Genomic DNA, 25,984 nt, shown 5'->3' with positions numbered 1-25,984 from the left:
CGCCGGGCTGATGCAGAGCTACCGAAAACCCTGTAAGGTCAGTGTGACACTGAACGAAGAGACCTCGAAAGGGCCCCTGCATGGCTGATAAGCCCCTGACCGTCCTCATTGGCGCCGATACCTACCCGCCCGACATCAACGGGGCTGCCCAGTTCTCATCCCGCCTTGCTCACGCCCTCGTGGCTCGCGGCCATACCGTGCACGTGATGGCTCCCAAGCAGGAGAAAGGCGTGACCAGCCGTCATACGGTGGACGGCATCGTGGAGCACCGTATGCGCTCCCACAAGGTGATTACTCACCCCTACATGCGCCTGAACTTTCCCTGGGAGATTTACGCTGAGGCTGATCGTCTGGTGCAGGAGATTCAGCCCGACGTTATTCACATTCAGTGCCACTACATCATTGGGCGGGTGCTGGCCCGTATCGGCGCTAAACGCGGTGTACGAGTTATCGCGACCAACCACGTGATGCCCGAAAACATCACCCCCTTCTTACCGTTCGGTAAGGCTGGTAATGAGCTGGTGGTTAAGGCTTCGTGGGTTGATATGCGCCGGGTGCTCAACCGGGCTGCTGTGGTGACTACTCCCACCCAAATCGGTGCTGACGCCATGGAAAGCGCCGGTAAGTTCCGCCGCCCCGTGATGCCGGTGTCTAACGGCATTCAGAGTTCTGACTATGAGCTTGCGCCGGGGGAGACTGTTGAGAAGTCTGCCGGTGAACTGACGATTTTCTTTGCCGGGCGCCTGGCCGTTGAGAAGAATATCGATGTGCTCATTGAGGGTTTTTCGCTTCTTCCTGCTGAGCTGCGGCAAAAAACTGTGCTTGAGATTGCTGGAACCGGCGAGATTCTTTCTGACTTGCAGGCCAAGGCCGCAGAATGCGGTGTGGCTGACCGGGTGCGTTTCTTGGGGTATGTGTCCGATGAGGAACTTCGCGCGGGCTACCTGCGTGCCGACGTGTTCTGCCAGCCCGGTACAGCTGAGCTGCAGTCGCTTGTGACCCTCGAAGCTATGAGTGCTTCTAAGCCGGTGGTTCTTGCTAATGCTCTGGCGTTGCCGCACCTGGTGGATCAGGGCAAGAACGGTTACCTCTTTACACCGGGAGATACCGTTGAGTTGGCTGCCCGCCTTGCTGATGTCTTGAACTTGCCTGAAGAAGAGCGCAAAGCCATGGGGGAGTACTCCCACCAGATGGTAGCCCGTCATGCCGCTGAGAAAACCTGGGAGACTTTCGAATCCCTGTACGTGTCTGACAACTTGTATCGAGAGTTTCTTGACGGTAGGTGCTAGGTTTATCGAAGAAGCCTAGAAATACCATATAAACACACTACTAGAGGTAACCATTTTGTTCTCTCTCTCTCTCTCTCGTCTTAAGAAAGTAACCACTACCTTTGTAACGACTGGTCTGGCTGTTAGCGCTTTAAGCCTTGCACCAATATCAGAAGCACAAGCCGTAACTACGAATCGGACCTTCGCAACCTTTTCTGCTTACGGTACAAGCTCTCAATACCACGTCTATGCCAACAATATTGACTGGTCACGGCCGGTAGGAGTGGTTTTCTACCTTGATGGTGACTACTGGACTTCAGATCAGTCCAAAGTCTATTTCCCTAACAATGCGGATTTAACTGCGATGGCTCGGGTAGCTAACCAACGGAACATGGTCTTTGTTCCTGTTATCTCACCTGATAAAGACGCTTCAGGCGACGGCATAACCTGGTGGCAGTCGATGAACTACAACGGTGACTGGTTCCGTGCTTTCGCCAAGAACTTTATCGAGTCAGCCGGTATTGACCGGTCTAATGTCTGGACTATTGGCTATTCAGGTGGCGCCGAAATCACCGGTTTTGAACTATTAGCGGACCGGCAAGATTCATGGCGTAGCGGTGGCGGATCCATCATGGTCGGTGGCGGTAACAGCAACGGTATGCAGACGTGGCCTTCCTCCGGGGCAAAGAACTTTTCACTTCGATGGTACGTGGGCGAGCTAGATGGCAAAGGCGTTACCTGGCCAGCAACCTGGTCAGCTTTAGGTGCTGCTCAGGACGGGCATCGCGTGTATAAATCAGCTGGCTTCAATAACGCACAGCTCACAATTTTGCCAGGTACTACCCACTACAACTATAACTTCGCATCCATTCTTGATAACGCTCTTCCCCAGCGTCCTGCAAGTTCCCCGTACGCTCTCATCGGCGCTATCGGTGCCTACTACTACGCCCACGGAGCAGCCGGTACTTTTGGGGCACCCACAAGTGCTGAATTCCGTTTGCGCGATGGTGGTGTAGGCCAGACTTTTGCAAAAAACTACACTATCTACTGGACCCCGCGGACCGGGGCCTACCCTGTTTATTTCTCAGGTGGTATTGGTGCAAGGTACCGTGCCGGTGGTTATGAGAACGGGTATGGGTACCCGGTTTTTGCTGAGACTGCTATCACCGGTGGTGCGATGCAGAAGTTTGCCCTTGCTGATGGGCGTCGGTTCGCTTTCTATTGGACTCCTGAGCATCATCGTACTCATGTGGTGTGGGAGGCCGGTGGTATCGGTGGACGTTTTACTCGAGAGGGTGGCACTGGCACCTATGGCTTCCCCAGTGAGGACGAGACCGCCTATGCTTATGGGGCGCGTCAGACGTTCCGCCTTAACGGGAAAGAAACTCGTTTCTACTGGTCACCTGCTACCGGAACACGGACGATGAACGGCAAGGGTGCTATTTTTAGCCGCTGGGTAGGTTTGGGGCATGCTACCACTCTGGGCTTCCCGCTTACTGACGAAGAGGCTATTCCTGGGGGAGCGCAGCAGGTGTTCAGGGCGCAGAATGGTTGGGAGACTAGGTTGGTTTGGTCACCGGCTACGGGTACTCGTAAGGTGGCTGCTCATGGTGCGCTTTATTGGTATTGGGTCAATAATGGCTATACAAGTACCTTGGGTTTCCCTGTAACTGATGAGACTGTGCAGGCTGATGGTAGTGTGACTTTGAAGTTTTCTAGTGGTGTTGAGCTGCGATGGACTGAGGCTGGTGGGGTGAAACGAGTCCGCTAAGGCTCTCGCGAACCGTGACTTGCTGTTTTTGGTCTCTGCCTGACTTTTCGGTATTCTTAGAGGCAGTGCCAGTTCGCTAGAACCTGGCGCTGTGGGGCTGTAGCTCAGCTGGTTAGAGCAGGGGACTCATAATCCCTTGGTCGCGGGTTCAAGCCCCGCCGGCCCTACTATAAACGCCTTGCTTTTCAGTTTTCAGAAAGGCAAGGCGTTTTTTATGCCCTACCCAGGGCTTGACTACAGCCTACGAACCGTAAACCGGGTGAGGCGTCCTGCTGCCCCCCCATTCCAGGGCGTGGACGACACGCCCCGTTCACCGGCTATTCTCACGCAGTTCTCGCGCTCTTACCGGCCGGGTGCTACATTTGCTGAGGAAAGTTTTTACTTTCCATCACTCGCATCCCACCTAACATCAGAGGAAACTATGTCTTTTTCCCTCAAGCGCGCCGCCGCACCCGTCCTTGCCACCGGTCTGCTGGCTAGCTCCCTGCTCGTTGCTGGTACTACCAGTGCTCAGGCAACCACAAGCACCACCCAGTTCGCAACTTACACCTCAGAAGCTGGTGTGAGCTCTAACTACCACGTTTATGCAGAGAACATCGACTGGTCCCAGCCCGTTGGCGTTGTCTTCTACCTTGACGGGGACTACTGGCAGACTAACCAGTCCAAGGTTCATTCCCCTAATAACTCACAGCTGCTCGGTATGGCCGAGGTAGCGAATGAGCGCAACATGATTTTCGTGCCCGTCATCTCGCCCGATAAGGACGCAAGCGGTAACGGCATCACCTGGTGGCAGTCCATGGACGCTAACGGTGATTGGTTCCGTTCTTTTGCTAGCTCTTTCATTGCTGAAGCAGGCCTGGACTCCTCCAACGTCTGGACCATCGGCCACTCCGGCGGCGCTGAAATCACCGGCTTTGAACTGCTGGCTGACAGTCAGGACGCCTGGCGCACCGGCGGCGGCTCCGTGATGGTCGGTGGCGGTAACAGTAACGGCATGCAGACCCTGCCCTCAGAGACCGCCCAGGACTTCTCCTTGCAGTGGTATATCGGTTCTGAGGACGGCGTGGGCGCAACCTGGCCGATTGCCTGGTCAGCCTACGGGGCAGCAGAAAACGGCTACAACGTCTACGCAGCTGCTGGTTTCAACAACGTAGACTTCACCGTGCTACCTGGCATCCAGCACCACAACTACGACTTCCCTGTGATTCTGGAAGAGGCCCTCGACAAGGTTGAACCCAAGCTTATCGGCGGTATTGGCGCCTACTACTACGCTCAGGGTGGTGCCGATGTCTTTGGCGAGCCGGTAGCTAATGAATACAGCATTGAAGGCGGTGCCCAGCAGCTCTTCCGGTCAGCTGACGGAACCGAAACCCTGCTGGTCTGGTCAGCTGAGACCGGTGCCGTTACTCCGGTAGCTTACGCCCGCTCATAGAGCATGCAACCGGTAACTCCTTCATAACGTATGCTGTGTAGTAACACACACATTTGAGGGAGTAACCGTGGCACGTTCGTCGTTTTTCCAGTCCGTTGCAGGTACTTGTTCCTTGGTGCTTGCAACGGGTTTTTTATTCGCGACCCAACCCACTGTGGCCCAGGCAGCCCCGCCTCAGGGTGCAGGTGGCGACACTGCATTCCAGGGGCAGGTCAGCGGTGGCCCGTCTGCTGGCCCGGCAGGTGAGATGACCACCCGCTACCAGCCGACAGCTGAACCAGATACTGACCGTCTGGTGGTGAAATTTAAGGACGGGGTAGACGGCCAAGAACAGGCCCAGATTCTGAATGAGGTCGCTGATGCCACTGCGGCCGTAGACACCGCAGAGGTCTCCCATGAGACAGTTGAGCAGGCTCAGGTTGTAGATCTTCAGGAGATGATTGACCCGGTCGAGCAGGCTCAGGTTGTTGACTTACTCGAAGCTCAACCAGATGTTGAATATGCTGAACCTGATCTCATCATCACAACCGGCCAGGCAGCCACTCCCCGTAACCCGCCTAACGACCCCTACTTTGCTAGCCGCCAGTGGAATATGCGAGCTATCGACGCGCCCGGCGCCTGGCGGTACGCTACCGGTGAGGGCATCGTCATCGGTATCGCTGATACCGGGCAGACCTGGCACCCCGAGCTGGCTGCTAAAACCTTGCCCGGCTATGACTTTGTCTCGGCTGGCCAGAGCCGGGACGGTAACGGCTGGGACCCCAACCCCAACGATGAAGGCGACTGGGGGCCCCAGGTTCCCCGTTCCATGTGGCACGGAACCCACGTAGCTGGCATTGCTGCCGCCGCAACCGATAACGGGGCAGGAGTAGCCGGTGTAGCCCCTAATGCTCGCATCCAGCATTCCCGCATTATGGGTGTCAACGGCCGCGCCTACACTTCTGACCAGGCAGCGGGCATTGCCTGGAGCGCCGGTGTGCCTGTACCCGGAGCACCTGCTAACCCCACACCGGCTCACGTCGTTAACTACTCCGAGGGCTTCTACTCGGCAACCTGCCCCAGGGTCCTGCAGGACGCCATCAACGCGGCTCATGCACGGAACGTCCCGGTCGTTGCGGCCGCAGGTAACTTCGGGGCAAACGCGGTCGGTACCTCACCGGCTAACTGCCTGGGAGCTATCGTGGTCGGTGCAACCGCAAACGGCAACGTGATGACAGGTTACTCCAACTGGGGGCCCATGCTTGATGTGCTGGCCCCTGGCGGTGCGATTGGATCAGATGTCTGGTCAACTGTGAATACAGGTGCCTACACCCAGGTGGGGCCCGGGTACGGACCGCTCAATGGCACCTCAATGGCTGCCCCTCACGTGAGTGGCATTATCGCTATGATGAAGGAACGCAACCCGAACCTGACCGTAGAGCAGATTCGCACCATTCTTAAGGACACCGGATCAAACGTCAACGGGTACCGTTTTGTTAACGCTCCTCGTGCAGTTTCAGCTGTTGCAGATACCCGCGGTTTCCCGCTGATTGGTGCTATCGGAGCCTACTACTATGCCCACGGGGCAGCCGCTACTTTTGGAACGCCGACGAGTGCTGAATTTCCCCTACGGGATGGGGGAGCGGGGCAGAACTTCTCGCGTAATTTCACGATCTACTGGACTGCTCGTACTGGGGCCTACCCCGTGAACTTCTCGGGAGGTATCGGGGCAAGATACCGAGCCGGTGGCTACGAGAACGGGTATGGGTACCCGCTCTTTGCAGAGACTGCTATCACCGGTGGTGCGATGCAGAAGTTTGCTCTTGCTGACGGGCGTCGATTTGCCTTCTACTGGACCCCTCGACACCATCGAACCCATGTGGTGTGGGAGGCCGGTGCTATTGGCGGCCGGTTTACAGCAGCAGGTGGAACTGCACGCTATGGCTTCCCCGATACCGATGAGCAAGCTGTTCCCGGTGGCGGCGCCCAGCAGCGCTTTACGACGCCTTCAGGTGCAGGCACCTTGTTCGTATGGTCACCTACCACGGGCGCTAAGACTCTGGTGGCAGACGGTGGAATCTACTGGTACTGGGTCAATAACGGCTATACATCATCGCTGGGTTTCCCCACTACCGATGAGGTTTCCCACCCCGATGGGTCAGTGACGGTGAGCTTCACCAAGGGCACGGTTGTGCGGTGGACCGCCAAAGGTGGGGTACAGCGTATCCGCTAGGCAGAGAAATCATCGCCGATAGGCAGTAGCACGCTGGGCTCTTCAAGCCCCAGTAGGAGCAGGGGGTTCGTGTAATCGAGCCCCCTGCGTGCTGTTTCAGAGCCCGGGGCAGATTCCCTCACACCCCAGTGCAGGCAAAAGCGTGGGGCACAGTGCTGAACCTCAGAATCTAGCTGGGCGATGGCGTCCCCGGCCTGCACCCGGCTACCTACCGGTAGGGGGTTCATGACAGGCTCAAAGGACGACCGCCGCCCGTCCGGGTGCTCAAGGGTGAGCACCTGCCGATCCACCACGGTGCCGGCAAAAACTACCTCACCTTCATAAGGAGCAAGGACGTCCCCACCTGGCCCCAGCGCCAGATCAACCCCGCGGTGCCCGGAAGACCAGCGGACGGCGGGTTTCTCAAAGCCGCGCAGCACCTCAAGCTGGCCCTCCACCGGAGCCTGCCAGGGCGGCGTCCGCCCCTCAACAGCAGCAGGTGCCACAGCACCCACCAAGAACAGGGCACACAAGCAGACCCTCAGCACCCTCATACAAGCTCTCGAGGGCGATCCAAGAGCAGACATAGCAAAAACCTCCCGGTTGATTCCCGCCCCTTACCGCTGGCAGCGTCAACCGTCGGTTGCGACTATCTTTACCACTGGAAACCTGCCACCACAAGAGCCAAAACCCCGGTGATTAAAGCCCAATAATGCGGTATAGTTGTTGATTGCAGTTTGCCCCTGCGCCCTGCCCAAAAATAGGCAGTGCAAGGGCAAGGGGAATCCCTTTACATAGAGACCCCTCCTTGGCGAGCCGTTCACGCGAGCTTCACCCAGGGTCTGACGTCGCGTAACGCGAAGCAACTAGCCTTTAGTTGATAAGGAACTTTCGGTCCGGCACAGGCCGGTGAAGGTCTGAGACAGCTTCGTCACTCCAACGAAAAAGTCTGAGCGTTACCAGGGGAGCGGGCCTTGTGCCCACATGCTCCACATGTAAACCGATAACTACTATGCGCGGAGCGGAGCTAGCCTGGAATCAGGGGCCCGCCCGGCACCCCTAATACATAAGGAGACGACATGCCCGTCGTAACTATGCGTCAGCTTCTCGATTCAGGTGTCCACTTCGGTCACCAGACCCGCCGCTGGAACCCCAAGATGAAGCGATTCATCCTCACCGAGCGCAACGGCATCTACATCATCGACCTGCAGCAGTCACTGGCCTTCATCGACCAGGCTTACGAAGCTGTTAAGGCAACCGTTGCTCACGGCGGCACCGTTCTGTTCGTTGGTACCAAGAAGCAGGCGCAGGAAGCCATTGCTGAGCAGGCTACCCGCGTGAACATGCCCTACGTCAACCACCGCTGGCTCGGTGGTATGCTCACCAACTTCGCCACCGTTTCAAAGCGCATCGAGCGCATGAAGGAACTCGAGCAGATCGACTTCGACGACGTTGCAGGCTCACAGTTCACCAAGAAGGAACTGCTGCTTCTGCGTCGCGAGCACGAGAAGCTCGAGAAGACCCTCGGTGGTATCCGTAACCTCACCAAGGCTCCCTCACTGATCTGGGTTGTTGACACCAAGAAGGAACACCTGGCTGTTGACGAAGCTCAGAAGCTCGGCATCCCCGTAGTTGCTATCCTCGACACCAACTGCGACCCCGACGAAGTTTCCTTCCCCATCCCCGGCAACGACGACGCAATCCGCTCCGTCAACCTGCTCACCCGCGTCATCGCGGACGCAGTTGCTGAAGGTCTGCTGGAACGCGAAAACAAGAAGGCCGGCAAGTCAGCTAACGCTTCTGAAGAGCCCATGGCTGAATGGGAGCGCGAACTGCTCGAGCAGCATGAAGCTGCTAAGGCAGAAGCACCCGCTGAAGAAGCTAAGTAAAGCCTCATAAGAGAAACGGCACCCGCCCACATTCGGTGGGTGCCGTTCTCACCTCTTCTGCCGAAGATACCGGCAGGAACCCAATAGATTTCCCTAATCTGTTCAAAATATAAGGAGTTCACCATGGCGAACTACACCGCAGCCGACATCAAGGCTCTGCGCGAAAAGACCGGCGCAGGCATGCTCGACGTCAAGAAGGCCCTCGACGAGGCCAACGGCGACCAGCAGAAGGCAATGGAAATCATCCGCGTTAAGGGCCTCAAAGGCGTCACCAAGCGCGAAGGTCGTGCAACCGCAGAAGGCCTCGTTGCTGCACGCGTAGAAAACGGCGTCGGCTTCATGATCGAAGTTAACTCAGAAACCGACTTCGTTGCTAAGTCCGAGCCCTTCATCAAGTTCGGTAACGACGTCCTCGAAGCAGCAGTTGCCGCTAACGCTTCCACCCTGGAAGAACTCAAGGCAGCTTCTTACGAAGGTAAGACCGTCGACGAGCTCACCACCGAAGCAGGCGCCCTGCTCGGCGAAAAGATCGTTGTTCGCCGCGTAGCTCGCGTTGAGGGCGAGAACGTTGCAGTTTACCTGCACAAGACCTCCAAGGACCTGCCCGCACAGGTTGGCGTTCTGCTCGCAGTAGCTGGCGAGAACACCGAGGAAGTTGCTCACGACGTAGCCGTTCACATCGCTGCAATGAGCCCCAAGTACCTCAACTCAGACTCCATCTCAGCTGAGGACATCGAGGCCGAGAAGCGCGTTGCTGAAGAAACCGCACGCGGTGAAGGCAAGCCCGAGCAGATCATCCCCAAGATCGTTGAAGGTAAGCTCAAGGCTTTCTACAAGGAAAACACCCTGCTCGACCAGGACTTCGCTAAGGACTCCTCAAAGTCTGTAGCTGCAGTTCTCGAGGAGAACGGTGCAACCGCAACCGCTTTCGAGCGTTTCCGCGTCGGCGCCTAATACTCATCAGGTGTGATTGAGCACCAAAAAAGCTCATAGCTCAGGGGAGCCCCGCACAGGGGCTCCCCTTTGCCGTATGCTAGAAACAAAGCGCGCAACGGATGCCGCAAAAAATTTTTGACCTTTTCAGGAGGGCCACCATGGCAGAGTCAACCCGAACCATCCACCGCGACGACACCGGCCGTCGCCGCGTCCTACTCAAGCTCTCCGGCGAGGTCTTCGGTGGCGGCGAAGTCGGTATCTCCACCGAGGTCGTCCGCGGCATCGCAGAACAGATTGCCTCAACCATCGGCCAGGTCGAAGTCGCAGTCGTCGTCGGTGGCGGTAACTTCTTCCGCGGCGCAGAGCTCTCAGAGGCCGGCATGGACCGTTCCCGCGCCGACAACATCGGTATGCTCGGCACCGTCATGAACTCTCTTGCCCTGCAGGACTTCCTTGAGCAGGCCGGCATCGACACCCGCGTTCAGTCTGCCATCTCCATGCAGCAGGTCGCAGAAAACTACATCCCCCGCCGCGCTATCCGCCACATGCAAAAAGACCGCGTCGTCATCTTTGGTGCTGGCGCAGGTCTGCCCTACTTCTCCACCGATACCGTCTCAGCCCAGCGCGCCCTCGAAATCCACGCTGACGAGGTCCTCGTCGCCAAGAACGGCGTGGACGGCATCTACACCGCCGACCCCAACAAGGACCCCAATGCCGAGCGCCTCTACAAGCTCACCTACGACGAAGCCCTGAAGCGCAACATCCGTGTCATGGACCAGACCGCCTTCTCCCTCTGCAAGGACAACAACGTCACCATGCGCGTCTTCGGTATGCAGGGAGAGGGAAATGTGGCTCGCGCCATCCTCGGCGAGGAGATTGGCACCTTGGTTACTGCCTAAAGGCTCCAAGACCACTAGACTAGATAGAGACTACCTATACAGCGCCCACTGACGGGCACAACCCTAAAGGACTAACAACAGATGGTTGAAGAAACCCTGCTCGAAGCCGGCGAAAAGATGGACAAGTCCGTCGAGGCCCTCAAGAACGAATTTGCCTCAATCCGCACCGGACGCGCTAACCCCGCCCTCTTCGCAAACCTCACCGCAGACTACTACGGTGCACCCACCCCCCTGCAGCAGCTGGCGTCCTTCCAGACCCCCGAAGCTCGCACCGTCCTGATTACCCCCTACGACAAGAGCGCCCTCGGTGCCATCGAAAAGGCAATCCGCGACTCCGACCTCGGTGCTAACCCCGCTAACGACGGCAACGTTGTGCGCGTTGTCATGCCCGAAATGACCGAAGAGCGCCGCAAGGAATACATCAAGATGGCAGGCCACAAGGCTGAAGAAGGCCGCGTTGCTGTGCGCAACACCCGCCGCCACGCCAAGACTGCTCTCGACAAGCTGGTCAAGGACGGCGAAATCGGTGAGGACGAGGGCGCACGCGGTGAAAAGGAACTCGATGCCCTGACCAAGAAGCACATCGACACCGTTGATGCGCTGCTGAAGTCCAAGGAAGCTGAACTGCTCGAGGTCTAAATCCGAATGACTGTTCAATCTCAAGAACAGCCGCCCCAGGCCTCTAAAGCCGGCAGGAACCTACCCGCCGCCATCACCGTCGGCCTCGTGCTGGGCGCGTTGCTGGCGGTGGGTTTGTTTTTCGTCCCTCTTATCCTTGTGCTCCTGGCGGCTGCTGCCGTGTCGGTAGGTACCTGGGAGGTCTGCCACGGGCTCAACCAGAAACGCGGCATGGGAATCCCCGTTATTCCTGCCGTTGCAACAGCCTTTGTCATGCCCTTTGCCGCCTACTACGGGGGCGGGTCCTGGCTAATTTTTACCGTGGTCGCCTCGATTTTGGTGCTAATTGGCTGGCGTATCGTGGGGCACCGAGACGGCATGATTATGTCGATTATGGGCTCCATCTTCGTGATGTCATGGGTACCCTTCATGATTTCCCTGGCCCTGTTGCTCTACCGCGAAGAATCGGGCCCCGGTAAGGTGCTCATGATTCTGCTCATGGCTATCGGCAACGACACCTGGGGCTACATCGCCGGCGTGAAATGGGGCAAGACCCCCATGGCCCCCAAAATCTCCCCCAAGAAAACCTGGGAGGGCTTTGCCGGGTCGATGGTGGGCTCCATTATCGTGGGCATTATCTGTTCGCTCTTCATCGGTGACCCCTGGTGGTACGGCCTGATTGTGGCGATTTTCCTGGTCGTAGCTTCAACAGCGGGCGACCTGGGAGAATCCATGGTCAAGCGTGAAATCGGCATCAAAGATATGTCGCATATTCTGCCCGGCCACGGTGGCGTGATGGACCGCCTGGATTCCATCGTGTTCGCTATCGCCATCGGCTACGTGATTTTCTCGGTACTCTCAGCTCTCTTCTAAGAGGCAGAGGGCTGTCAGATATTTGGAGGCTCAATGAAACATCAGGCTGAATCTTCCGGTGAATTCCGCCGGGTTAGTTCCCACGAGAAGGGGTACTCGGTAGCTGCTGTAGATTCCTTCTTCACCCGCCTAGCCGACGACTATGAATTGATGCTTTCCGGCGCAGAGCTGGGCAAGGACATACATACCTCCCGGACGGTGCGTGAAGCCATCTTTAAGGGGGAGAGCGGGGGCTATGACCCGCAGGACGTCGATGCTGCCCTCGATAAGGTTGAAGACCGTTTCTGTGAGCTAGAGAAGCAACTGTATCTGCAGCGGTACGGGCAGCACACCTGGGATCAGGCGGTGCAAGAGTTACGGGAGCTCCTGCTCGGGCGTCTCGAGCGTCCTGCCGGCGAGCGCTTCCGCAGACCCGCTAAAAAGTTGACCAAGGGGTATTTCACGGCAGAAGTCGACGCTCTCTGTGACCGGCTTTTTGCTCACATGGAGGGGGCGGACATCCTCGCCCCCGCTGATATCAGGGCGGCAGCTTTTAGCCCGGCAACGGGGGATATCTGCTACGAGGAAACCCAGGTCGATGCCTTCTTGGATCGAGCAATTGAGTACCTCAAAGACACTGCCCAGTAGGTCAATGAGAGCTGTCGAGTGCGGATCACCTGAAATATTTCAGGTGGTCCGCACTTTTTAGTCTAGATACTTGTGTGTAATGCAGATAACAGGCTAATGTGTGTTCAGTTACACAAAGGAGGTAGTGATGGCACACACATCACCCGAGTCTCACCAGCCCGTTATTGACGCTGAGCACGTTGACTTCCGGGCCGCCCAGAATAGCGGTGAGTTTAAAGAGCTTCGCACAACCCACAGGTCCTTCGTTTTTCCTATGACCGTGGCCTTCCTTGTCTGGTACCTGCTCTACGTGATTCTGGCGGTGTATGCCCCCGGATTCATGTCGACCAAGGTGCTGGGCAACGTCAATATCGGCATCATCTTCGGTCTTTTGCAGTTTGTCACCACGTTTACCATCACCGGCTGGTATGTGGCTTTTGCAAACAAGAAGCTTGACCCGCGCGCAAGCAGCCTTCGCGCTGACATTGAATCAGGGCACTACGCCCATAAGACTCACTAAGGGGTGGATCTCATGACGTCAACAGGAACTCTGCTGGCTGCTGAAGCTAGCACTCAGACCGTGGGCACCCCCTGGGTGAACATGGCGGTTTTTGGGGCTTTCGTTTTGGCCACCATGGTGGTGGTGCTTCGCGCCTCTAAGAACAACAAGACCGCGGCAGACTACTACGCCGGTGGGCGATCCTTTAGCGGTACCCAAAATGGTCTTGCTATCGCGGGTGACTACCTCTCGGCTGCCTCCTTCCTGGGTATTGTGGGTGCTATTGCCCTGCAGGGGTATGATGGCTTCCTCTACTCGATTGGCTTCCTGGTTGCCTGGCTGGTAGCGCTGCTGCTGGTAGCTGAGCCCCTACGTAACACCGGTAAGTTCACCATGGCGGATGTGCTCTCCTTCCGTCTGCGCCAGCGCCCCGTTCGAATTGCTGCCTGTATCTCAACTCTGGCAGTTACCCTCTTCTACCTGCTGGCTCAGATGGCCGGTGCGGGTGCCCTGGTCTCCCTGCTGATGGGTATTAGCTCCAAGGCTGGTCAGTCACTGGTCATCATTATCGTGGGCGTGCTCATGATTGTGTACGTGCTCATCGGCGGCATGAAGGGTACCACCTGGGTTCAGATTATTAAGGCAGTTCTGCTGGTCTCTGGCGTTGCCATTATGACCATCTGGATTCTGGCTATCTACGGCTTCAATTTCTCTGCCATGCTCGGCTCGGCGGTTGAAACCTCCGGCAACCCGGCTATTCTGGAGCCCGGTCTCAAGTACGGTCTAAATGACTTGACCAAGCTGGACTTCATCTCTCTCTCCCTGGCTCTGGTCTTCGGTGCAGCTGGCCTGCCTCACGTTCTGATGCGCTTCTACACCGTTCCCACCGCCAAGGAAGCTCGTAAGTCTGTGGTGTGGGCTATCGTGCTGATTGGCCTCTTCTACCTCTTCACTCTGGTGCTGGGCTTCGGCGCTGCAGCTCTGGTGGGTGCGGATGCCATCAAGGCAGCTCCCGGCGGCGTCAACTCGGCAGCCCCCTTGCTGGCCTTCGAGCTGGGTGGTTCCCTGTTGATGGGTGTTATCGCGGCGGTTGCTTTCGCAACCATTCTGGCCGTGGTGGCGGGTCTGGCGATTACCGCGTCCGCCTCCTTCGCCCACGATATCTACACCAACGTTATCTGCAAGGGCAACGCTGACCCCGCCAAGGAAATCCGCGTTGCAAAAACCACCGTGGTTGTTATTGGCCTGCTGTCCATTGCAGGTGGTATCGGCGCCCAGGGGCAGAACGTAGCCTTCCTGGTGGCTCTGGCTTTCGCGGTAGCTGCCTCGGCTAACCTGCCCACCATCGTCTACTCCCTCTTCTGGAAGGGCTTCAAGACCCGCGGTGCCCTCTGGTCTATGTACGGTGGTCTGGGCATCTCGGTGATCCTGATTATCTTCTCCCCGGTGATGTCCGGTGCTGAGACCTCTATGATTCCCGGTGCTGACTTTGCCTGGTTCCCCCTGGCTAACCCCGGTATCGTAGCGATTCCTGCAGCCTTCCTGCTGGGCTTCCTGGGCTCACTCGGTGGCGATAAGGAAGATGAGGTCAAGCAGGCTGAGATGGAAGTTCGCTCTCTTACCGGTGTTGGAGCCGAAGGAGCTATCGACCACTAAGAGCCGGTAGGCCCGCGCCCGCTGTAAACCCCCATTGCTGGCCACCCGTGGCAGGGTTCGTCGGTGGTGGGGGTTTCTGTGTGAGGTCGAGGGTATAACGCGGGGAAATGGTAAGCCAACACACTTGTAGCTTGCTTAGCTTTATCTTGGAATTTGATATAAACTAGAAGCACACTGAACAATTCGGGCTCATCCCCGTAACCCTATGAAAGAAGGAAAACATGTCAATTTTCGGTTGGATTATCATTGGTCTCCTCGCAGGTGCTATCGCAAAGCTGATTATGCCCGGTAAGCAGGGCGGCGGCATCCTGGTTACCATGGTGCTCGGTATCGTAGGTGCTATGCTCGGTGGCTGGCTCGGTTCCTTCCTGCCCTTCCTCTCAGATGGTATGAGCGGCGGTGTCGGTATTGGTACCCTCTTCACCGCAGTTGTAGGCTCCCTGCTGGTCCTCTGGATCTACGGTGCTATCACCAAGAACAAGGCCTAAGCCCTAGCGGCCTAGCCCTTTAGTCTCTAAGCCCCGGCGGGCGTCCGTCCTTACCCAAGGCGAAGACGCCCGCCGGGGCTTTGTGCTACCCGCGTGGGCAAAAGAACACCGCTCCCTCAACCATGTGGGCGGACGCCGGGGGTAGGGTAGTGGGGCACCACAAGAACACCGGCAGGTAGGGATTTTCATGAAAAGTATCGCCAGAATCGTTAGAGCTACTCAAGAGCTGTGGCCCTACTTCGTAGGAATCATCATCTGTGCGGTGCTTACCAGCGCAACCTCCCTGCTGGCCCCCTTCATTATTTCAGGGGCAACCGATGCCGTCGTGGGGCACCTGAACGGTTCAGCCCCCACCACCGGCACAGCCATCGCCTGGTTCGCGGTTGCCTACCTGGCAGCCCAGCTGGTGAGCGTGCTGACCACCAACATTGGTGGCTACATTGGTGATGTGATGAGTCAGCGCATGCGTACTATCCTGTCGGTGCGCTACTACGAGAAACTGCTCTCCCTGCCCCTGTCCTATTTCGACACCGAGCTGACCGGCACCATTATTGCCCGTCTCAACCGCTCCATCACCGAAGTCACCAACTTCGTCAAGACCATGAGCAACACCTTTATTTCCCTGGTGCTCACTACCGTGTCGGTGATCGTGATTAGCTCCCTCTACTACTGGCCCCTAGGGCTGCTGCTCCTTATTATCTTCCCGGTCTACTTCTGGCTCACCAGCAAAACCAGCGAAAAATGGCAGGTCTGGGAAGGCAAGAAGAACGAGAACATCGACATCGCATCCGGCCGCTTTGCCGAAGTTATCGGGCAGATTCGCGTGGTCAAGTCCTTCGGCCGCGAGCGCCGAGAACTCACTGATTTCGGTGGCCGCTTTGAGAAGACCATCGGGCTCACCCGCGCCCAGTCTAAGTTCTGGCACTCCATGGACGTTGCCCGCCTGTCCTTCCTCAACCTCATTTTCTTCGCCCTCTACCTGCTGATTTTCCTGCGTACCCTGGCCGGGGACTTCACTATCGGCGACATGGTGCTGCTCATTCAGCTTCTGGCCATGGCGGTAGCTCCTATCAATTCGCTCTCCTGGATTGTGGATACCGCCCAGCGCGCTATTGCCGGTTCTAAGGACTACTTCGAGGTCATGGAACGGCAGTCGGACGCCCGCGCCCTGGCCATTACCGCCGGGGCTTCCGGGGCGCGTCCGGATTCCGCTACTGACGCCGCTGCCGCCAGCCTCACTGCTGAACCCGGGGCCGAACTCGTCCGCTTTGAGGGAGTAACCTTCGGCTATGAGGGCGAAGCAGATGTGCTGCACGGGATTAATCTGGCGGTGAAGCGCGGTGAGCGTATTGCCTTTGTGGGGGAGTCCGGCGGGGGTAAATCAACCCTCATGGCCCTACTCGAAGGCCTCTATGACCCGCGCGAGGGCCGGGTACTGGTTGATGGTATGGACATTGCCGGCAGCGACCTGGCGCAGGTGCGCTCGCTGATTGGCATGGTCTTCCAGGACGCTTCGCTTTTCTCGGGTACCATTGCCGAGAATATTGCCTACGGCCGCCCCGACGCTACCCGGGAGCAGATTATCGAGGCCGCCACTAAGGCGAACGCCCACGATTTCATCTCGAAGTTTGCGGACGGCTACGAGTCGCTGATCGGCGAGCGCGGTCTGAAGCTCTCGGGCGGCCAGAAGCAGCGTATCGCTATTGCCCGAGCCATGCTCAAGGACGCTCCGATTCTAATTCTTGACGAGGCTACCAGCGCCCTGGACACTAAGGCCGAGCGGGCTGTACAGAAGGGGCTGGAAGAGCTGATGGAGGGCCGAACCTCCCTCATCATTGCCCACCGTCTCTCGACCATCGCAACGGTGGACCGTATCGTCACCCTCAAGGAGGGGCGGATTGACGAGGTGGGCAGCCCTGCTGAGCTGGCGGCCTCCGGCGGTATCTACGCCGAACTGCTGGGCTTGCAGAACAGCGGCGGTAAGGCTAGCAAGAAGAAGCTGCAGAGCTTCGACATCGTCGGCTAAAAGGGGTAGGTACCATCTAGGTCAGAAATGACCATCAACTAGGTGGGTTTTTCTGACCTAGATGGTACCTACCGGGGTGTAAAACTTAAGGTATGAAGAAAACCACCCTCACCACCTTAGCCAGTGGGCTGGCCCTTGCCACCGCCGGTCACTTTACCTTTTGGGGCTACCAGCAGCACAAGTACGTCCACCCGGAGCTCCGCCACTGGAAGCTCTTTATCGCACCCCGCCCCGGTTACGTCGCCCTGAAAGGACGCCTGAAGCGCGAGCCTCAACGCGCCTTTGCCGTCGTTGCGCCCCCGGCCCCCGGCGTCCGCGTCGAGATGGTCGATGTGGCCCAGCCCGACCTACCCGGTGGCCTGCCCTGTTACCTCAATCTGCCCGAGCAGCGCCAGTATGACGGGGCCGTGCTCTGGATTCATGGGGGCGGGCACGTGCTCGGTTCCGCGGGCCCCGACCAGGCAAAAGTCTCCCAGTTGGCTGCCGACCTGGGCGTGCCCGTCCTCTCCGTTGAGTACCGCAACGCCGGTGAGGCCCCCTTCCCCGCCGACCTTGACGACTGCTACGCCGCCCTGCGTTGGCTGCAGACCCACGCTGAAAAGTACGGCATCAACCCCGCCAAGATTGCCCTGGCAGGTTCTAGCGCCGGTGGCGGCCTGGCTGCCTCCCTGGCCCAAAAAGCCCTGGATACCGGCCACCCGGTCGGCTTCCAACTACTGGCCTACCCCATGCTCGATGACCGCACCGACCGCCCCGCCCAGCCCGGCCAGGGCCGCTGGCTCTGGACCGCCCTCGATAACAAACTGGCCTGGAATACCTACCTGGGCGGACGCGCGGGCGCAGCTTCCCTGCCCGACTACGCCGCCCCTGCCCGCCGCCACAACCTGGCGGGCCTACCGGCAACCTGGATTAGCGTAGGCGATATCGACCTCTTCTACGCCGAGAACTCCTCCTACCACCAGCGCCTGCTGGCCGCCGGGGTCGAAAGCACCCTGTATGAGGTACCCGGCATGTACCACGACGCCCCCGGCCTGAAGCCCACAGCCCCGGTCGTCCGCGAACTTGAAGCTGCCCAGCGGGCCGCCCTGCGGGCCTTCTTCGAGGGCAACTAGGGCCTGTGAGAACATAGAATCATGCGATTTGGCTCAACTCAGCGCTTCGGCGCCTCCCGCGAAACCCTCACCGACCAGCTAGCAGACTTCCTGATAGGTGGGCGGACGGTCACCCTGCTCGGCTCCACCGGGTCCATCGGCACCCAGGGCGTGCAGGTCATCGACCACCTCAACTCCCTGGCAGGAACTTCCACCGGTAGCGACGACGCTCCCGTGCGCGTCCTTGCCCTCTCAGCCGGGTCCCGCTCCCTGCCGCTTCTGGCAGAGCAGGCGGCGCGTCTGCGTCCGCACCTGGTTGCCACCAGCGGCACTGAAGCGGACGCAACCACCCTGCGCTCGCTGTTGGCTGAGCTAGCACCGGGCTACAGCCCCCAGATTGAGTGGGGGGCGGACGCTGCCACCGCAGCTGCCCGGGCCGGGGCGGATGTCGTGCTCAACGGCATCACGGGCTCTATCGGTCTGGAACCCACCCTGGCTGCCCTACAGGCAGGCTCCCAGGTGGCACTGGCTAACAAGGAATCGCTGATTGCCGGTGGCGAGCTGGTTAAGGCCGCCGTGGATGCCTCACCCCTGGACCAGCCCATGGTCCCGGTGGATTCTGAGCATTCTGCCCTGGCCCAAGCCCTGGCTTCGGGCACCGACCGGGAGATTGACCGGCTGGTGCTGACCGCCTCGGGCGGGCCCTTTAGGGGCATGACCTACGAGCAGCTGCGGGAGGTAACACCGGCGCAGGCCCTGGCCCACCCCACCTGGGACATGGGCCTGGTGGTGACCACCAACTCGGCCTCTATGGTCAATAAGGCCCTGGAGGTGCTGGAGGCCCACCACCTCTTCGGCATTGATCTGGACCGCATTGATGTGACGGTTCACCGCCAGTCGGTGGTGCATTCTATGGTGCAGTTTGTGGACGGCTCGACCTTGGCTCAGGCGTCCCCGCCCACCATGCTGCTGCCCATTGCCTTGGGGCTAACCTGGCCCCACCGTATTCCCGGTATCGCGCAGCCCTGCGACTGGTCGCAGGCTACCGAGTGGACCTTCGAGCCCCTGGATAACAAGGCCTTCCCGGCGGTGGAGATGATTAAGCGGGCGGGTCAGCGGGGCGGTACCTTCCCGGCAGTTTTCAACGCGGCGAATGAGGAGGCGGTTGCTGCCTTCCACGCCGGCGCTATTCGTTTTACCGACATGATTGAGACGACCGGGCGGGTGCTCGATGAGCACGCGAGTTCATCGGCCCTGGCCGAATCAGGTTCTCTGACTCTGGAAGCGGTGCTTGAGGCTGAGCGTTGGGCCCGCACCCGTGCCAACGAGATTCTGGGGCAGGCCTAGACCTCCCCCTGCGTAGGCGTATCTAATAGAGATGACCCCCCTTGTTTTTCTCTTGACCCTGAGATAATCCATAGGGTGAAGAGAGAAACGAGGGGGTCATCGTTTGATGTATGGAGTCTAGAAGACGGTGAGGCCGCGGGCGCGGAAGATATCGCGGGCGGCTTCGGTGGCTTCTGTGCTGGGCGGGTGCACGTCCTTGAGCTTGTAGTCGTAGCCCAGGGACTCCCACTTGTCGGTGCCCATCTGGTGGAAGGGCAGTACCTCAACGCGTTCAACAACGTTGCGCCAGCGGCAGACGATGTCGGCGACCTTTTCGATATTGTCGGGGTCGTCGGTGTAGCCGGGCACCAGTACAAAGCGGATCCAGATTTTCTTGCCCAAGGCTGAGAGCCTGTCGCCAAAGTCGATGGTGGGCTGTAAGGCGCGGCCGGTGAGCTCCCGGTATACCTCTTCGGACCCCGATTTAACATCGAGTAGTACCAGGTCTACGTTATCGAGGAACTCGTCAGAGGCATGGGCTCCGAGAAAACCTGAGGTATCGATGCATGTATGGATTCCCAGGGATTTGGCGCTCATGAGGATGTTCTCGGCGAAGGGTCGCTGCATGAGAACTTCTCCGCCTGAGATGGTGATGCCGCCGCCGGTGGCTTTGAAGACCTTGCGCATGCGCTTGATTTTTTTGATGAGGTCGGCTGCCATGACGGGTTTACCGTCCTTCATGTTGAAGGTGTCGGGGTTGTGGCAGTAGAGGCAGCGCAGGGGGCAACCGTTCATGAAGATGGTCATGCGGGTGCCGGGCCCATCAACGGCAGTCACCAGCTCCCAGGAGTGTACTGAACCTAGCTGGCCTTCGCGCATGAGTTTGAGCTGGGCGCTGCGTTCGAGTTCTGTTAGCTCACCTAGGCCCCAGGTTCCGGCCCCGGAATGCCGGTCCGCCGGCGGAGCAAATGCTAGCTCGCCGGCGGTATCGGTTATCTCGTGAGAGATATCAAGTGACATGAAGAATCACTAGGCTCCGTGGTGGAAGGTGCGGGAGAGTACGTCCAGCTGCTGTTCGCGGGTGAGGCGCACGAAGTTGACGGCGTAGCCCGAGACGCGGACGGTCAGGTTGGGGTACTTGTCGGGGTTCTCCATGGCGTCCTCGAGGGTTTCGCGGTTGAGGACGTTGATGTTGGCGTGGTAGAGGCCCTTGGGGGCGGTCTTGTTGGCGCGGTTTGCCTTCATGGAAGCGAGGCGCTCTTCGTAGGTCTTGACGGCCATGATGTTCTCCTTAGTAGTGAGTTGATTGAAATAGGGCGGCAACCCAGGCTCGCGGCGAAGCTGCTGGCTCGGTGGCTGGCGTGAATCGCCTTGTGAGCGAAGCGAACCAGGCGAGAGGGTCGGCAGCGAGCGCGAACCTGGGGAGCCGTTCTGTATTAGTCCTCTTCAGGAATAAATCCTGCGTCCAAGATTCCGACTAGGTTGGTGACCTGTTCTTCCTTGGTGCGGCCGAGGGCGGTGGGGGTGATGGTGTTGGTCAGGGAGATGCCGTCGAGGGCGTCTTCGTAGTCCAGCTTGCCGACCGAGAGCATGGAGGCGACCATGCCGTGGGTGTCCATGCCGTTTTCGGGGTTGGCGCCGGGGGAGAAGGGGGTGCCTGCGCGGTGGCCGGAGGGGAAGTTGCCGGTTGCTTTGCCGTAGACCACGTTGGAGGTGATGGTCAGGACCGACTGGGTGGGGATGGCGTCGCGGTAGAGGGGGATGGCTTTGATTTTCTCCATGACGGTGTGGACGATGGTGGCGGCGATGTCGTCGGCGCGGTCGTCGTCGTTGCCGTAGGCGGGGAAGTCACCTTCGGTGATGTAGTCGACGATGAGGCCAGTGTCGTCGCGTACGGGGGTGACGGTGGCGTACTTGATGGCAGCCAGGGAGTCGGCGACGATGGAGAGGCCTGCGATACCGCAACCCATGGCGCGGATGATGTCGGAGTCGTGCAGGGCCATTTCGATCGCTTCGTAGGCGTACTTGTCGTGGCTGTAGTGGATGATGTTGAGTGCTTCAACGTAGGTGGCGATGACCCAGTCGAGCATTTCTTCGTATTTGAGCCAGACTTCGTCAAAGTCGAGGGGGCCGTCGCCCTTGATGGGTTCGTAGCCTTCGACGATGAGTTTGCCGGTCATTTCGTCGCGTCCGCCGTTGATGGCGTAGAGCAGGGCTTTGGCTGCGTTGACGCGGGCGCCGAAGAACTGCATCTGCTTGCCGATCTTCATGGGGGAGACGCAGCAGGCGATGGCGACGTCGTCGCCCCACTGTTCGCGAATCTGGGGGTCTGATTCGTACTGAATGGAGGAGGTTTCGATGGAGATGGCGGAGCAGAATTCCTTGTAGCCGGTGGGTAGGTTTTCGTCCCAGAAGATGGTGATGTTGGGTTCGGGGGCGGGGCCTAGGTTGCGGAGGGTCTGCAGGAGACGGAAGGAGGTTTTGGTGACGAGGGTGCGGCCGTCGTCGGCGAAGCCGCCGTCTGACCAGGTGGCCCAGTAGGGGTCGCCTGAGAAGATCTGGTCGTAGTCGATGGTGCGTAGGAAGCGGACGATGCGGAGTTTGATGACGAGGGCGTCAATCATTTCCTGGGCGTCGGTTTCGGTGATGAGGCCGGCTGCGAGGTCGCGTTCGAAGTAGACGTCGAGGAAGCCTGAGAGGCGGCCGATGGACATGGCGGCGCCGTCCTGGGACTTGACGGAGGCCAGGTAGGCGAAGTAGGTCCACTGCACAGCTTCTTGGGCGGTGCGGGCCGGGCCGGAGATATCAAAACCGTAGAGGGCAGCCATCTTCTTGAGGCGCTTCAAAGCCTTGATCTGTTCGGAGTGCTCTTCGCGGTAGCGTGCCCAGTGCTCTGAGAAGCCTTGGTCGGCAACGGCGTGCTTGGCGCGTTCTTTGTCGGCGATGAGGTTGTCGACGCCGTAGAGGGCTACGCGGCGGTAGTCGCCGATGATGCGGCCGCGGCCGTAGGCGTCGGGTAGGCCGGTGATGATGTGGGAGGAACGGGCGGCGCGGATGCGGGGGGTGTAGATGTCGAAGACTGCGTCGTTGTGGGTCTTGCGGTATTCGGTGAAGATTTTCTTGATGTTTTCGTCGGGTTCTTTACCGGCTTCGCGGATTGCGGTTTCGACCATGCGCCAGCCGCCGTTGGGCATCATGGCGCGCTTGAGGGGTACGTCGGTTTGGAGGCCGACGATGACGTTGTCGTCGTCTGAGATGTAGCCTGCGGGGAAGGCGTCGATTTCGGCGGGGGTGTGGGTGTCTACGTCGTAGACGCGGTTTTTGCGTTCGACGGAGAGGTAGTTCTTTTCGAGGGTGTCCCAGACGCGCAGGGTCTTGTCGGTGGGCCCGGCGAGGAAGGCGGCGTCGCCTTCGTAGGGGGTGTAGTTTGCAAGGACGAAGCCGCGCACGTCGATGCTGTCTTGCCAGGGGCCGGGGGTGAAGCCTTCCCAGGCGGCGGCGGATTGTTCGTTGACAAAGACTCCCGTAGTGGGGGCTTCAACCTGTGCAGTCATGATGAGTGCTCCTCGTGAAGTGATGGGGGTGGCGCCTTTGCTGAGGCGGCGCGCTTTCTTCTTTTATTCTGCCTAGTTTGCCCCGTAAAACAAAATAGGTATGGTAGATGCTTAAAAACACCAAGGTGTGCAATTGACTTGCATTTCTGCTGGTCATCGCAGATATCGAGGGGTCTTTCCTGCTTTCTGAGCACCTATCGCAGCCTAGATCAGGCCCCAGAAATCCCCTCTTTGACACTTTGTGACGTAAAGGCCTTTTTGACCCAAAAGTAAAGGTAAAAACCACCCCAAAGCCCTGCTCGCCCTCCCTCTTTGTGGGCAAACTCCAAGGCTATCTAAGGCGACAGCTCCCAGCCCCATGGCGTACTCTGGCAGATGACCTGCCCAACCACCACGGGCGCCGCATCTACAAGGAGCACCCCCGCGTGACCGTCCTACTGTTCATCATCGGTGTAGTGCTGATGGCCCTGGCTATCGCCGCATCTATTGCCCTACACGAGCTGGGGCACCTGGTGCCCGCCAAACTCTTTGGTGTGCGCGTACCCCAGTACATGATTGGCTTTGGCAAGACGATCTTCTCCTGGCGGCGCGGGGAAACCGAATACGGCTTCAAGGCCCTGCCCCTGGGTGGCTACATCTCTATGATTGGCATGTACCCGCCCGGCAAAGACGGAGCGGACGGGCGTGCCGGCGGCACCAGCCCCCTACAGCAGCTTGCCCGCGAAGCACGGGCGGCGGACGCTGAACGTATTACCGAGGCAGACCAGGGCAGGCTTTTCTACCAGCTGCCGGTCTACAAGCGCATCATCATTATGCTGGGTGGGCCTTTCATGAACCTGCTCATCGGTGTGGTGGCAACCATGGTGCTGGTTACCGGTTTTGGCTCCTATCAGCCGACCACCAGCGTCCAGACCGTTGCCCAGTGCGTACAAACCGTTGACTCCACCAACGCCGACACCGCTAACTCCACCGAGTGCGGGGCCGAAGACCCCCAATCTCCTGCCAATGCAGCAGGGTTGCAACCCGGGGACACCATTACCTCTTTCGCCGGGCAGGCCATCACCAGCTGGGACCAGCTCACCGAACTGATTCGTACCAACGCCGACACCGAGGTGCCTCTCACCGTTGAGCGCGCCGGGCAGAGCCTAGAGCTCACCATCACCCCCATGTTGACCGTCCGCCCTATCTACGATGAACTCACCGGAACCTACCTCACCAACTCCGACGGAAGCTACCAGACCCAGGAGGTCGGCTTCATCGGCATCGGCCCCACCAGTGAACTAACCCCCGGAACCATTGGCGAGGTGCTACCGACAGTAGGGGAGTCCCTACAACGGATCGGGGCCACCCTCATCAAGCTACCCGCCCGCGTCTACGGGGTAGCCGTCACCCTGGTCACCAACGGCGAGCGCGACGCCAACAGCCCGGTCTCAGTTGTGGGTGTGGGGCGCATTGCCGGTGAAATTGCCGCCCACGACCAGATTATTCTGCGCGATAAGGCAGCCTCCCTGGTGTCCCTGGTTGCCCAGATGAACCTCATGCTCTTTGCCTTCAACCTCATCCCCCTACTGCCCCTCGACGGCGGGCACGTTCTGGGCGCCCTCTGGGAGGGTATCCGCCGCAAGACCGCCAAACTGCTCGGACGCCGCGACCCCGGCCCCTTCGACCCCGTCAAGCTGCTGCCCCTGACCTACGTGGTAGCCGGAGCCTTCCTGCTGATGACCGTGATTTTGGTAGCCGCCGATATCTTCAAGCCGGTGAGTATTTTGTAGGGGATAGAACGGACGAGACGGGGCCGCCCTCTAGCCGACTAACCTTCTTGAGCTCGCGCCGGGGCGCTCGCACTTGAAAATTATTACCGCGCGGCATAAAGTTGGTAGTGCGGATCCCCTCTCCCGTACGTGGAGAATCAGGGGATCTAGCTGTTTAACGCTCTGGTAACTGGATAGGGGCCCTCCGTGGGTCTCTTGCCGCTAGATAGTCTTGGTACCAGTCCCAGGCAAACTCTTGACTTTCATGCCGGTTGATAGCGCTGTAAGCACTCCAGGCTACCAAATCAGCCATCTGAATTAGTTGAGAATTCTTGGAACTCAGCATTACCGGGTCTTCGATGATGTTTCTGTCCTGTAGCTTCAGCTCTCTATGTATGTGGCGATACATATCATCTTCACCATCTAGGTAGATTTGCCCAAGCGAATTATCAATCTTTAGCTGACCATCAATATCTGCTACAAGCAGCCTGTATAGGTCGGTTCTAGTTTGGGCAAAATCTTCTGGCTTCCCCTTGTGATAGCACGCGCCCACACGGATGCCGCGGATGCTAGAAATTTGTTGAAGACATTCTTGAGCAATGAACTTTCCGAAGTCTTTCTTGAAGGGGGTTCCGTCTGGGCCTCGAAATTCATCGGGAAATCTTTTTGACAGGTCGCCACGACCGTTGGCGAATTCAGTGGTATGGAGTTCTTTATCAACAGGAATCTTGTATTGACGCCAAAGATGTTTTCTGAAATTGAGCCAGGCTCTCATGACGTCATGCCATTCATACTGCGAAAATTCAATCCAGCCGTAAACGACCAACCCTGACTGTGGACGTCCAGAGTCATCGATATAAATCATTTTCGGCTCTGATCTAGCGCGCAAAGCACCTCCATCGAAGTGTCGAATATATATCCCATATAACCATATATTAGAACTTATGTTCGATATTTTTAGGTTGATACTTCCAGATCGCGATTTCAATGTTGAACGGCTTCACTTTCCGCCCTCTTGCCTGAGCGGCCTCTCTGCTGTGTGCTTTAGCTCAACCGCTCTTTGAGCTGAAGCGTGGCACAATAGATAGTTGAACAGGTGCGCAAGACCGC

At 58.5% G+C, this 25,984-nt stretch carries 22 protein-coding genes and 1 tRNA gene; 18 read left to right on the top strand and 5 right to left on the bottom strand.

Going from position 1 to position 25,984, the window contains the following annotated elements:
• The first annotated feature begins 80 nt into the window (after positions 1 to 80).
• The 5 genes from ACEE43_RS05485 to ACEE43_RS05465 all read left to right on the top strand — a co-directional run bounded on the left by ACEE43_RS05485 (position 81) and on the right by ACEE43_RS05465 (position 6,683).
• On the top strand, positions 81 to 1,289 hold the full coding sequence (locus tag ACEE43_RS05485; RefSeq protein ID WP_449107865.1) for a glycosyltransferase: 1,209 nt from the start codon (positions 81 to 83) through the stop codon (positions 1,287 to 1,289).
• A 262-nt stretch (positions 1,290 to 1,551) separates the two neighbouring features.
• Entirely contained in the window at positions 1,552 to 3,039 is a 1,488-nt protein-coding gene (locus ACEE43_RS05480) for an LGFP repeat-containing protein (protein ID WP_449107864.1), read from the top strand.
• 93 nt (positions 3,040 to 3,132) lie between these two features.
• Positions 3,133 to 3,206 (top strand) — tRNA-Ile (locus ACEE43_RS05475).
• Between the two features lie 254 nt (positions 3,207 to 3,460).
• The gene (locus tag ACEE43_RS05470) at positions 3,461 to 4,471 is read left to right on the top strand and encodes a hypothetical protein (RefSeq protein ID WP_449107863.1); all 1,011 of its coding nucleotides are present in this window, start codon (positions 3,461 to 3,463) and stop codon (positions 4,469 to 4,471) included.
• A 247-nt stretch (positions 4,472 to 4,718) separates the two neighbouring features.
• Entirely contained in the window at positions 4,719 to 6,683 is a 1,965-nt protein-coding gene (locus tag ACEE43_RS05465) for a S8 family serine peptidase (protein WP_449107862.1), read from the top strand.
• On the opposite strand, the gene ACEE43_RS05460 is transcribed toward ACEE43_RS05465, so the two are convergent.
• Positions 6,680 to 7,168 carry a M23 family metallopeptidase gene (locus ACEE43_RS05460; protein WP_449107861.1) on the bottom strand — a complete coding sequence of 163 codons (489 nt, stop codon included), beginning with the start codon at positions 7,166 to 7,168 and terminating at the stop codon, positions 6,680 to 6,682. The two genes, ACEE43_RS05465 and ACEE43_RS05460, sit on opposite strands and share 4 nt — an antisense overlap.
• A gap of 573 nt (positions 7,169 to 7,741) precedes the next feature.
• On the opposite strand from ACEE43_RS05460, the gene rpsB reads away from it, so the two are divergent.
• The 12 genes from rpsB to dxr all read left to right on the top strand — a co-directional run bounded on the left by rpsB (position 7,742) and on the right by dxr (position 19,590).
• Positions 7,742 to 8,551 (top strand): 30S ribosomal protein S2, encoded by an 810-nt coding sequence (gene rpsB, locus ACEE43_RS05455; RefSeq protein WP_185173307.1) that lies wholly within the window; start codon positions 7,742 to 7,744, stop codon positions 8,549 to 8,551.
• A 123-nt stretch (positions 8,552 to 8,674) separates the two neighbouring features.
• Positions 8,675 to 9,505, top strand: coding sequence for a translation elongation factor Ts (gene tsf / locus ACEE43_RS05450; protein ID WP_185173306.1), 831 nt, complete (start codon positions 8,675 to 8,677; stop codon positions 9,503 to 9,505).
• A 140-nt stretch (positions 9,506 to 9,645) separates the two neighbouring features.
• On the top strand, positions 9,646 to 10,386 hold the full coding sequence (pyrH, locus tag ACEE43_RS05445) for a UMP kinase (protein ID WP_135012806.1): 741 nt from the start codon (positions 9,646 to 9,648) through the stop codon (positions 10,384 to 10,386).
• Between the two features lie 81 nt (positions 10,387 to 10,467).
• Entirely contained in the window at positions 10,468 to 11,025 is a 558-nt protein-coding gene (frr, locus tag ACEE43_RS05440; RefSeq protein WP_185173305.1) for a ribosome recycling factor, read from the top strand.
• 6 nt (positions 11,026 to 11,031) lie between these two features.
• Positions 11,032 to 11,877: a phosphatidate cytidylyltransferase gene (locus ACEE43_RS05435; protein ID WP_185173304.1), complete on the top strand. Its 846-nt coding sequence runs from the start codon at positions 11,032 to 11,034 to the stop codon at positions 11,875 to 11,877.
• A gap of 33 nt (positions 11,878 to 11,910) precedes the next feature.
• Positions 11,911 to 12,504 carry a DivIVA domain-containing protein gene (locus tag ACEE43_RS05430; protein ID WP_449107860.1) on the top strand — a complete coding sequence of 198 codons (594 nt, stop codon included), beginning with the start codon at positions 11,911 to 11,913 and terminating at the stop codon, positions 12,502 to 12,504.
• Between the two features lie 127 nt (positions 12,505 to 12,631).
• Positions 12,632 to 13,003 (top strand): DUF485 domain-containing protein, encoded by a 372-nt coding sequence (locus ACEE43_RS05425; RefSeq protein ID WP_237198475.1) that lies wholly within the window; start codon positions 12,632 to 12,634, stop codon positions 13,001 to 13,003.
• A gap of 12 nt (positions 13,004 to 13,015) precedes the next feature.
• Positions 13,016 to 14,638 (top strand): solute symporter family protein, encoded by a 1,623-nt coding sequence (locus ACEE43_RS05420; protein ID WP_449107859.1) that lies wholly within the window; start codon positions 13,016 to 13,018, stop codon positions 14,636 to 14,638.
• Between the two features lie 221 nt (positions 14,639 to 14,859).
• Positions 14,860 to 15,126, top strand: coding sequence for a GlsB/YeaQ/YmgE family stress response membrane protein (locus ACEE43_RS05415; RefSeq protein ID WP_135012796.1), 267 nt, complete (start codon positions 14,860 to 14,862; stop codon positions 15,124 to 15,126).
• 187 nt (positions 15,127 to 15,313) lie between these two features.
• Positions 15,314 to 17,152, top strand: coding sequence for an ABC transporter ATP-binding protein (locus ACEE43_RS05410; protein WP_449107858.1), 1,839 nt, complete (start codon positions 15,314 to 15,316; stop codon positions 17,150 to 17,152).
• A 92-nt stretch (positions 17,153 to 17,244) separates the two neighbouring features.
• Positions 17,245 to 18,264, top strand: a complete 1,020-nt coding sequence (locus tag ACEE43_RS05405; RefSeq protein WP_449107857.1) for an alpha/beta hydrolase — start codon at positions 17,245 to 17,247, stop codon at positions 18,262 to 18,264.
• Between the two features lie 93 nt (positions 18,265 to 18,357).
• Positions 18,358 to 19,590, top strand: coding sequence for a 1-deoxy-D-xylulose-5-phosphate reductoisomerase (gene dxr / locus ACEE43_RS05400; RefSeq protein ID WP_449107869.1), 1,233 nt, complete (start codon positions 18,358 to 18,360; stop codon positions 19,588 to 19,590).
• A 117-nt stretch (positions 19,591 to 19,707) separates the two neighbouring features.
• Here the strand turns inward: dxr and pflA are convergent, their stop codons facing one another.
• From pflA to ACEE43_RS05385, 3 genes are all read right to left on the bottom strand, one after another.
• Complete coding sequence (pflA, locus tag ACEE43_RS05395; RefSeq protein ID WP_237197280.1) at positions 19,708 to 20,589, bottom strand: pyruvate formate-lyase-activating protein; 882 nt, start codon at positions 20,587 to 20,589, stop codon at positions 19,708 to 19,710.
• 9 nt (positions 20,590 to 20,598) lie between these two features.
• A complete protein-coding gene (grcA2, locus tag ACEE43_RS05390) occupies positions 20,599 to 20,850 on the bottom strand; it encodes an autonomous glycyl radical cofactor GrcA2 (protein WP_083093496.1) in 252 nt (83 codons plus the stop codon).
• Positions 20,851 to 21,005: 155 nt separating this feature from the next.
• Positions 21,006 to 23,123: a pyruvate formate lyase family protein gene (locus ACEE43_RS05385; protein ID WP_449107856.1), complete on the bottom strand. Its 2,118-nt coding sequence runs from the start codon at positions 23,121 to 23,123 to the stop codon at positions 21,006 to 21,008.
• 461 nt (positions 23,124 to 23,584) lie between these two features.
• Between ACEE43_RS05385 and ACEE43_RS05380 the strand changes: the two genes are divergently transcribed.
• Positions 23,585 to 24,895 (top strand): M50 family metallopeptidase, encoded by a 1,311-nt coding sequence (locus ACEE43_RS05380; RefSeq protein ID WP_449107868.1) that lies wholly within the window; start codon positions 23,585 to 23,587, stop codon positions 24,893 to 24,895.
• A 154-nt stretch (positions 24,896 to 25,049) separates the two neighbouring features.
• Here ACEE43_RS05380 and ACEE43_RS05375 read toward each other — a convergent pair whose 3' ends face one another.
• Positions 25,050 to 25,739, bottom strand: coding sequence for a DUF3800 domain-containing protein (locus ACEE43_RS05375; protein WP_449107855.1), 690 nt, complete (start codon positions 25,737 to 25,739; stop codon positions 25,050 to 25,052).
• Positions 25,740 to 25,984: the final 245 nt, after the last annotated feature.

It is taken from the genome of Rothia sp. 11254D007BW (assembly GCF_053548195.1).
Note: the sequence above shows the minus strand (reverse complement) of the source record. Positions and strands in the feature narration are given on the sequence as shown.

Coding starts and splice junctions, on each gene's coding strand:
- grcA2 (WP_083093496.1), bottom strand. CDS start 20,850: ATGGCCGTCAAGACCTACGAAGAGCGCCTCGCTTCCATGAAGGCAAAC.
- pflA (WP_237197280.1), bottom strand. CDS start 20,589: ATGTCACTTGATATCTCTCACGAGATAACCGATACCGCCGGCGAGCTA.
- ACEE43_RS05425 (WP_237198475.1), top strand. CDS start 12,632: ATGGCACACACATCACCCGAGTCTCACCAGCCCGTTATTGACGCTGAG.
- ACEE43_RS05410 (WP_449107858.1), top strand. CDS start 15,314: ATGAAAAGTATCGCCAGAATCGTTAGAGCTACTCAAGAGCTGTGGCCC.
- ACEE43_RS05430 (WP_449107860.1), top strand. CDS start 11,911: ATGAAACATCAGGCTGAATCTTCCGGTGAATTCCGCCGGGTTAGTTCC.
- pyrH (WP_135012806.1), top strand. CDS start 9,646: ATGGCAGAGTCAACCCGAACCATCCACCGCGACGACACCGGCCGTCGC.
- ACEE43_RS05485 (WP_449107865.1), top strand. CDS start 81: ATGGCTGATAAGCCCCTGACCGTCCTCATTGGCGCCGATACCTACCCG.
- tsf (WP_185173306.1), top strand. CDS start 8,675: ATGGCGAACTACACCGCAGCCGACATCAAGGCTCTGCGCGAAAAGACC.
- ACEE43_RS05470 (WP_449107863.1), top strand. CDS start 3,461: ATGTCTTTTTCCCTCAAGCGCGCCGCCGCACCCGTCCTTGCCACCGGT.
- ACEE43_RS05415 (WP_135012796.1), top strand. CDS start 14,860: ATGTCAATTTTCGGTTGGATTATCATTGGTCTCCTCGCAGGTGCTATC.
- ACEE43_RS05435 (WP_185173304.1), top strand. CDS start 11,032: ATGACTGTTCAATCTCAAGAACAGCCGCCCCAGGCCTCTAAAGCCGGC.
- ACEE43_RS05375 (WP_449107855.1), bottom strand. CDS start 25,739: ATGATTTATATCGATGACTCTGGACGTCCACAGTCAGGGTTGGTCGTT.
- ACEE43_RS05385 (WP_449107856.1), bottom strand. CDS start 23,123: ATGACTGCACAGGTTGAAGCCCCCACTACGGGAGTCTTTGTCAACGAA.
- ACEE43_RS05380 (WP_449107868.1), top strand. CDS start 23,585: ATGGCCCTGGCTATCGCCGCATCTATTGCCCTACACGAGCTGGGGCAC.
- rpsB (WP_185173307.1), top strand. CDS start 7,742: ATGCCCGTCGTAACTATGCGTCAGCTTCTCGATTCAGGTGTCCACTTC.
- ACEE43_RS05405 (WP_449107857.1), top strand. CDS start 17,245: ATGAAGAAAACCACCCTCACCACCTTAGCCAGTGGGCTGGCCCTTGCC.
- frr (WP_185173305.1), top strand. CDS start 10,468: ATGGTTGAAGAAACCCTGCTCGAAGCCGGCGAAAAGATGGACAAGTCC.
- ACEE43_RS05420 (WP_449107859.1), top strand. CDS start 13,016: ATGACGTCAACAGGAACTCTGCTGGCTGCTGAAGCTAGCACTCAGACC.
- ACEE43_RS05465 (WP_449107862.1), top strand. CDS start 4,719: ATGACCACCCGCTACCAGCCGACAGCTGAACCAGATACTGACCGTCTG.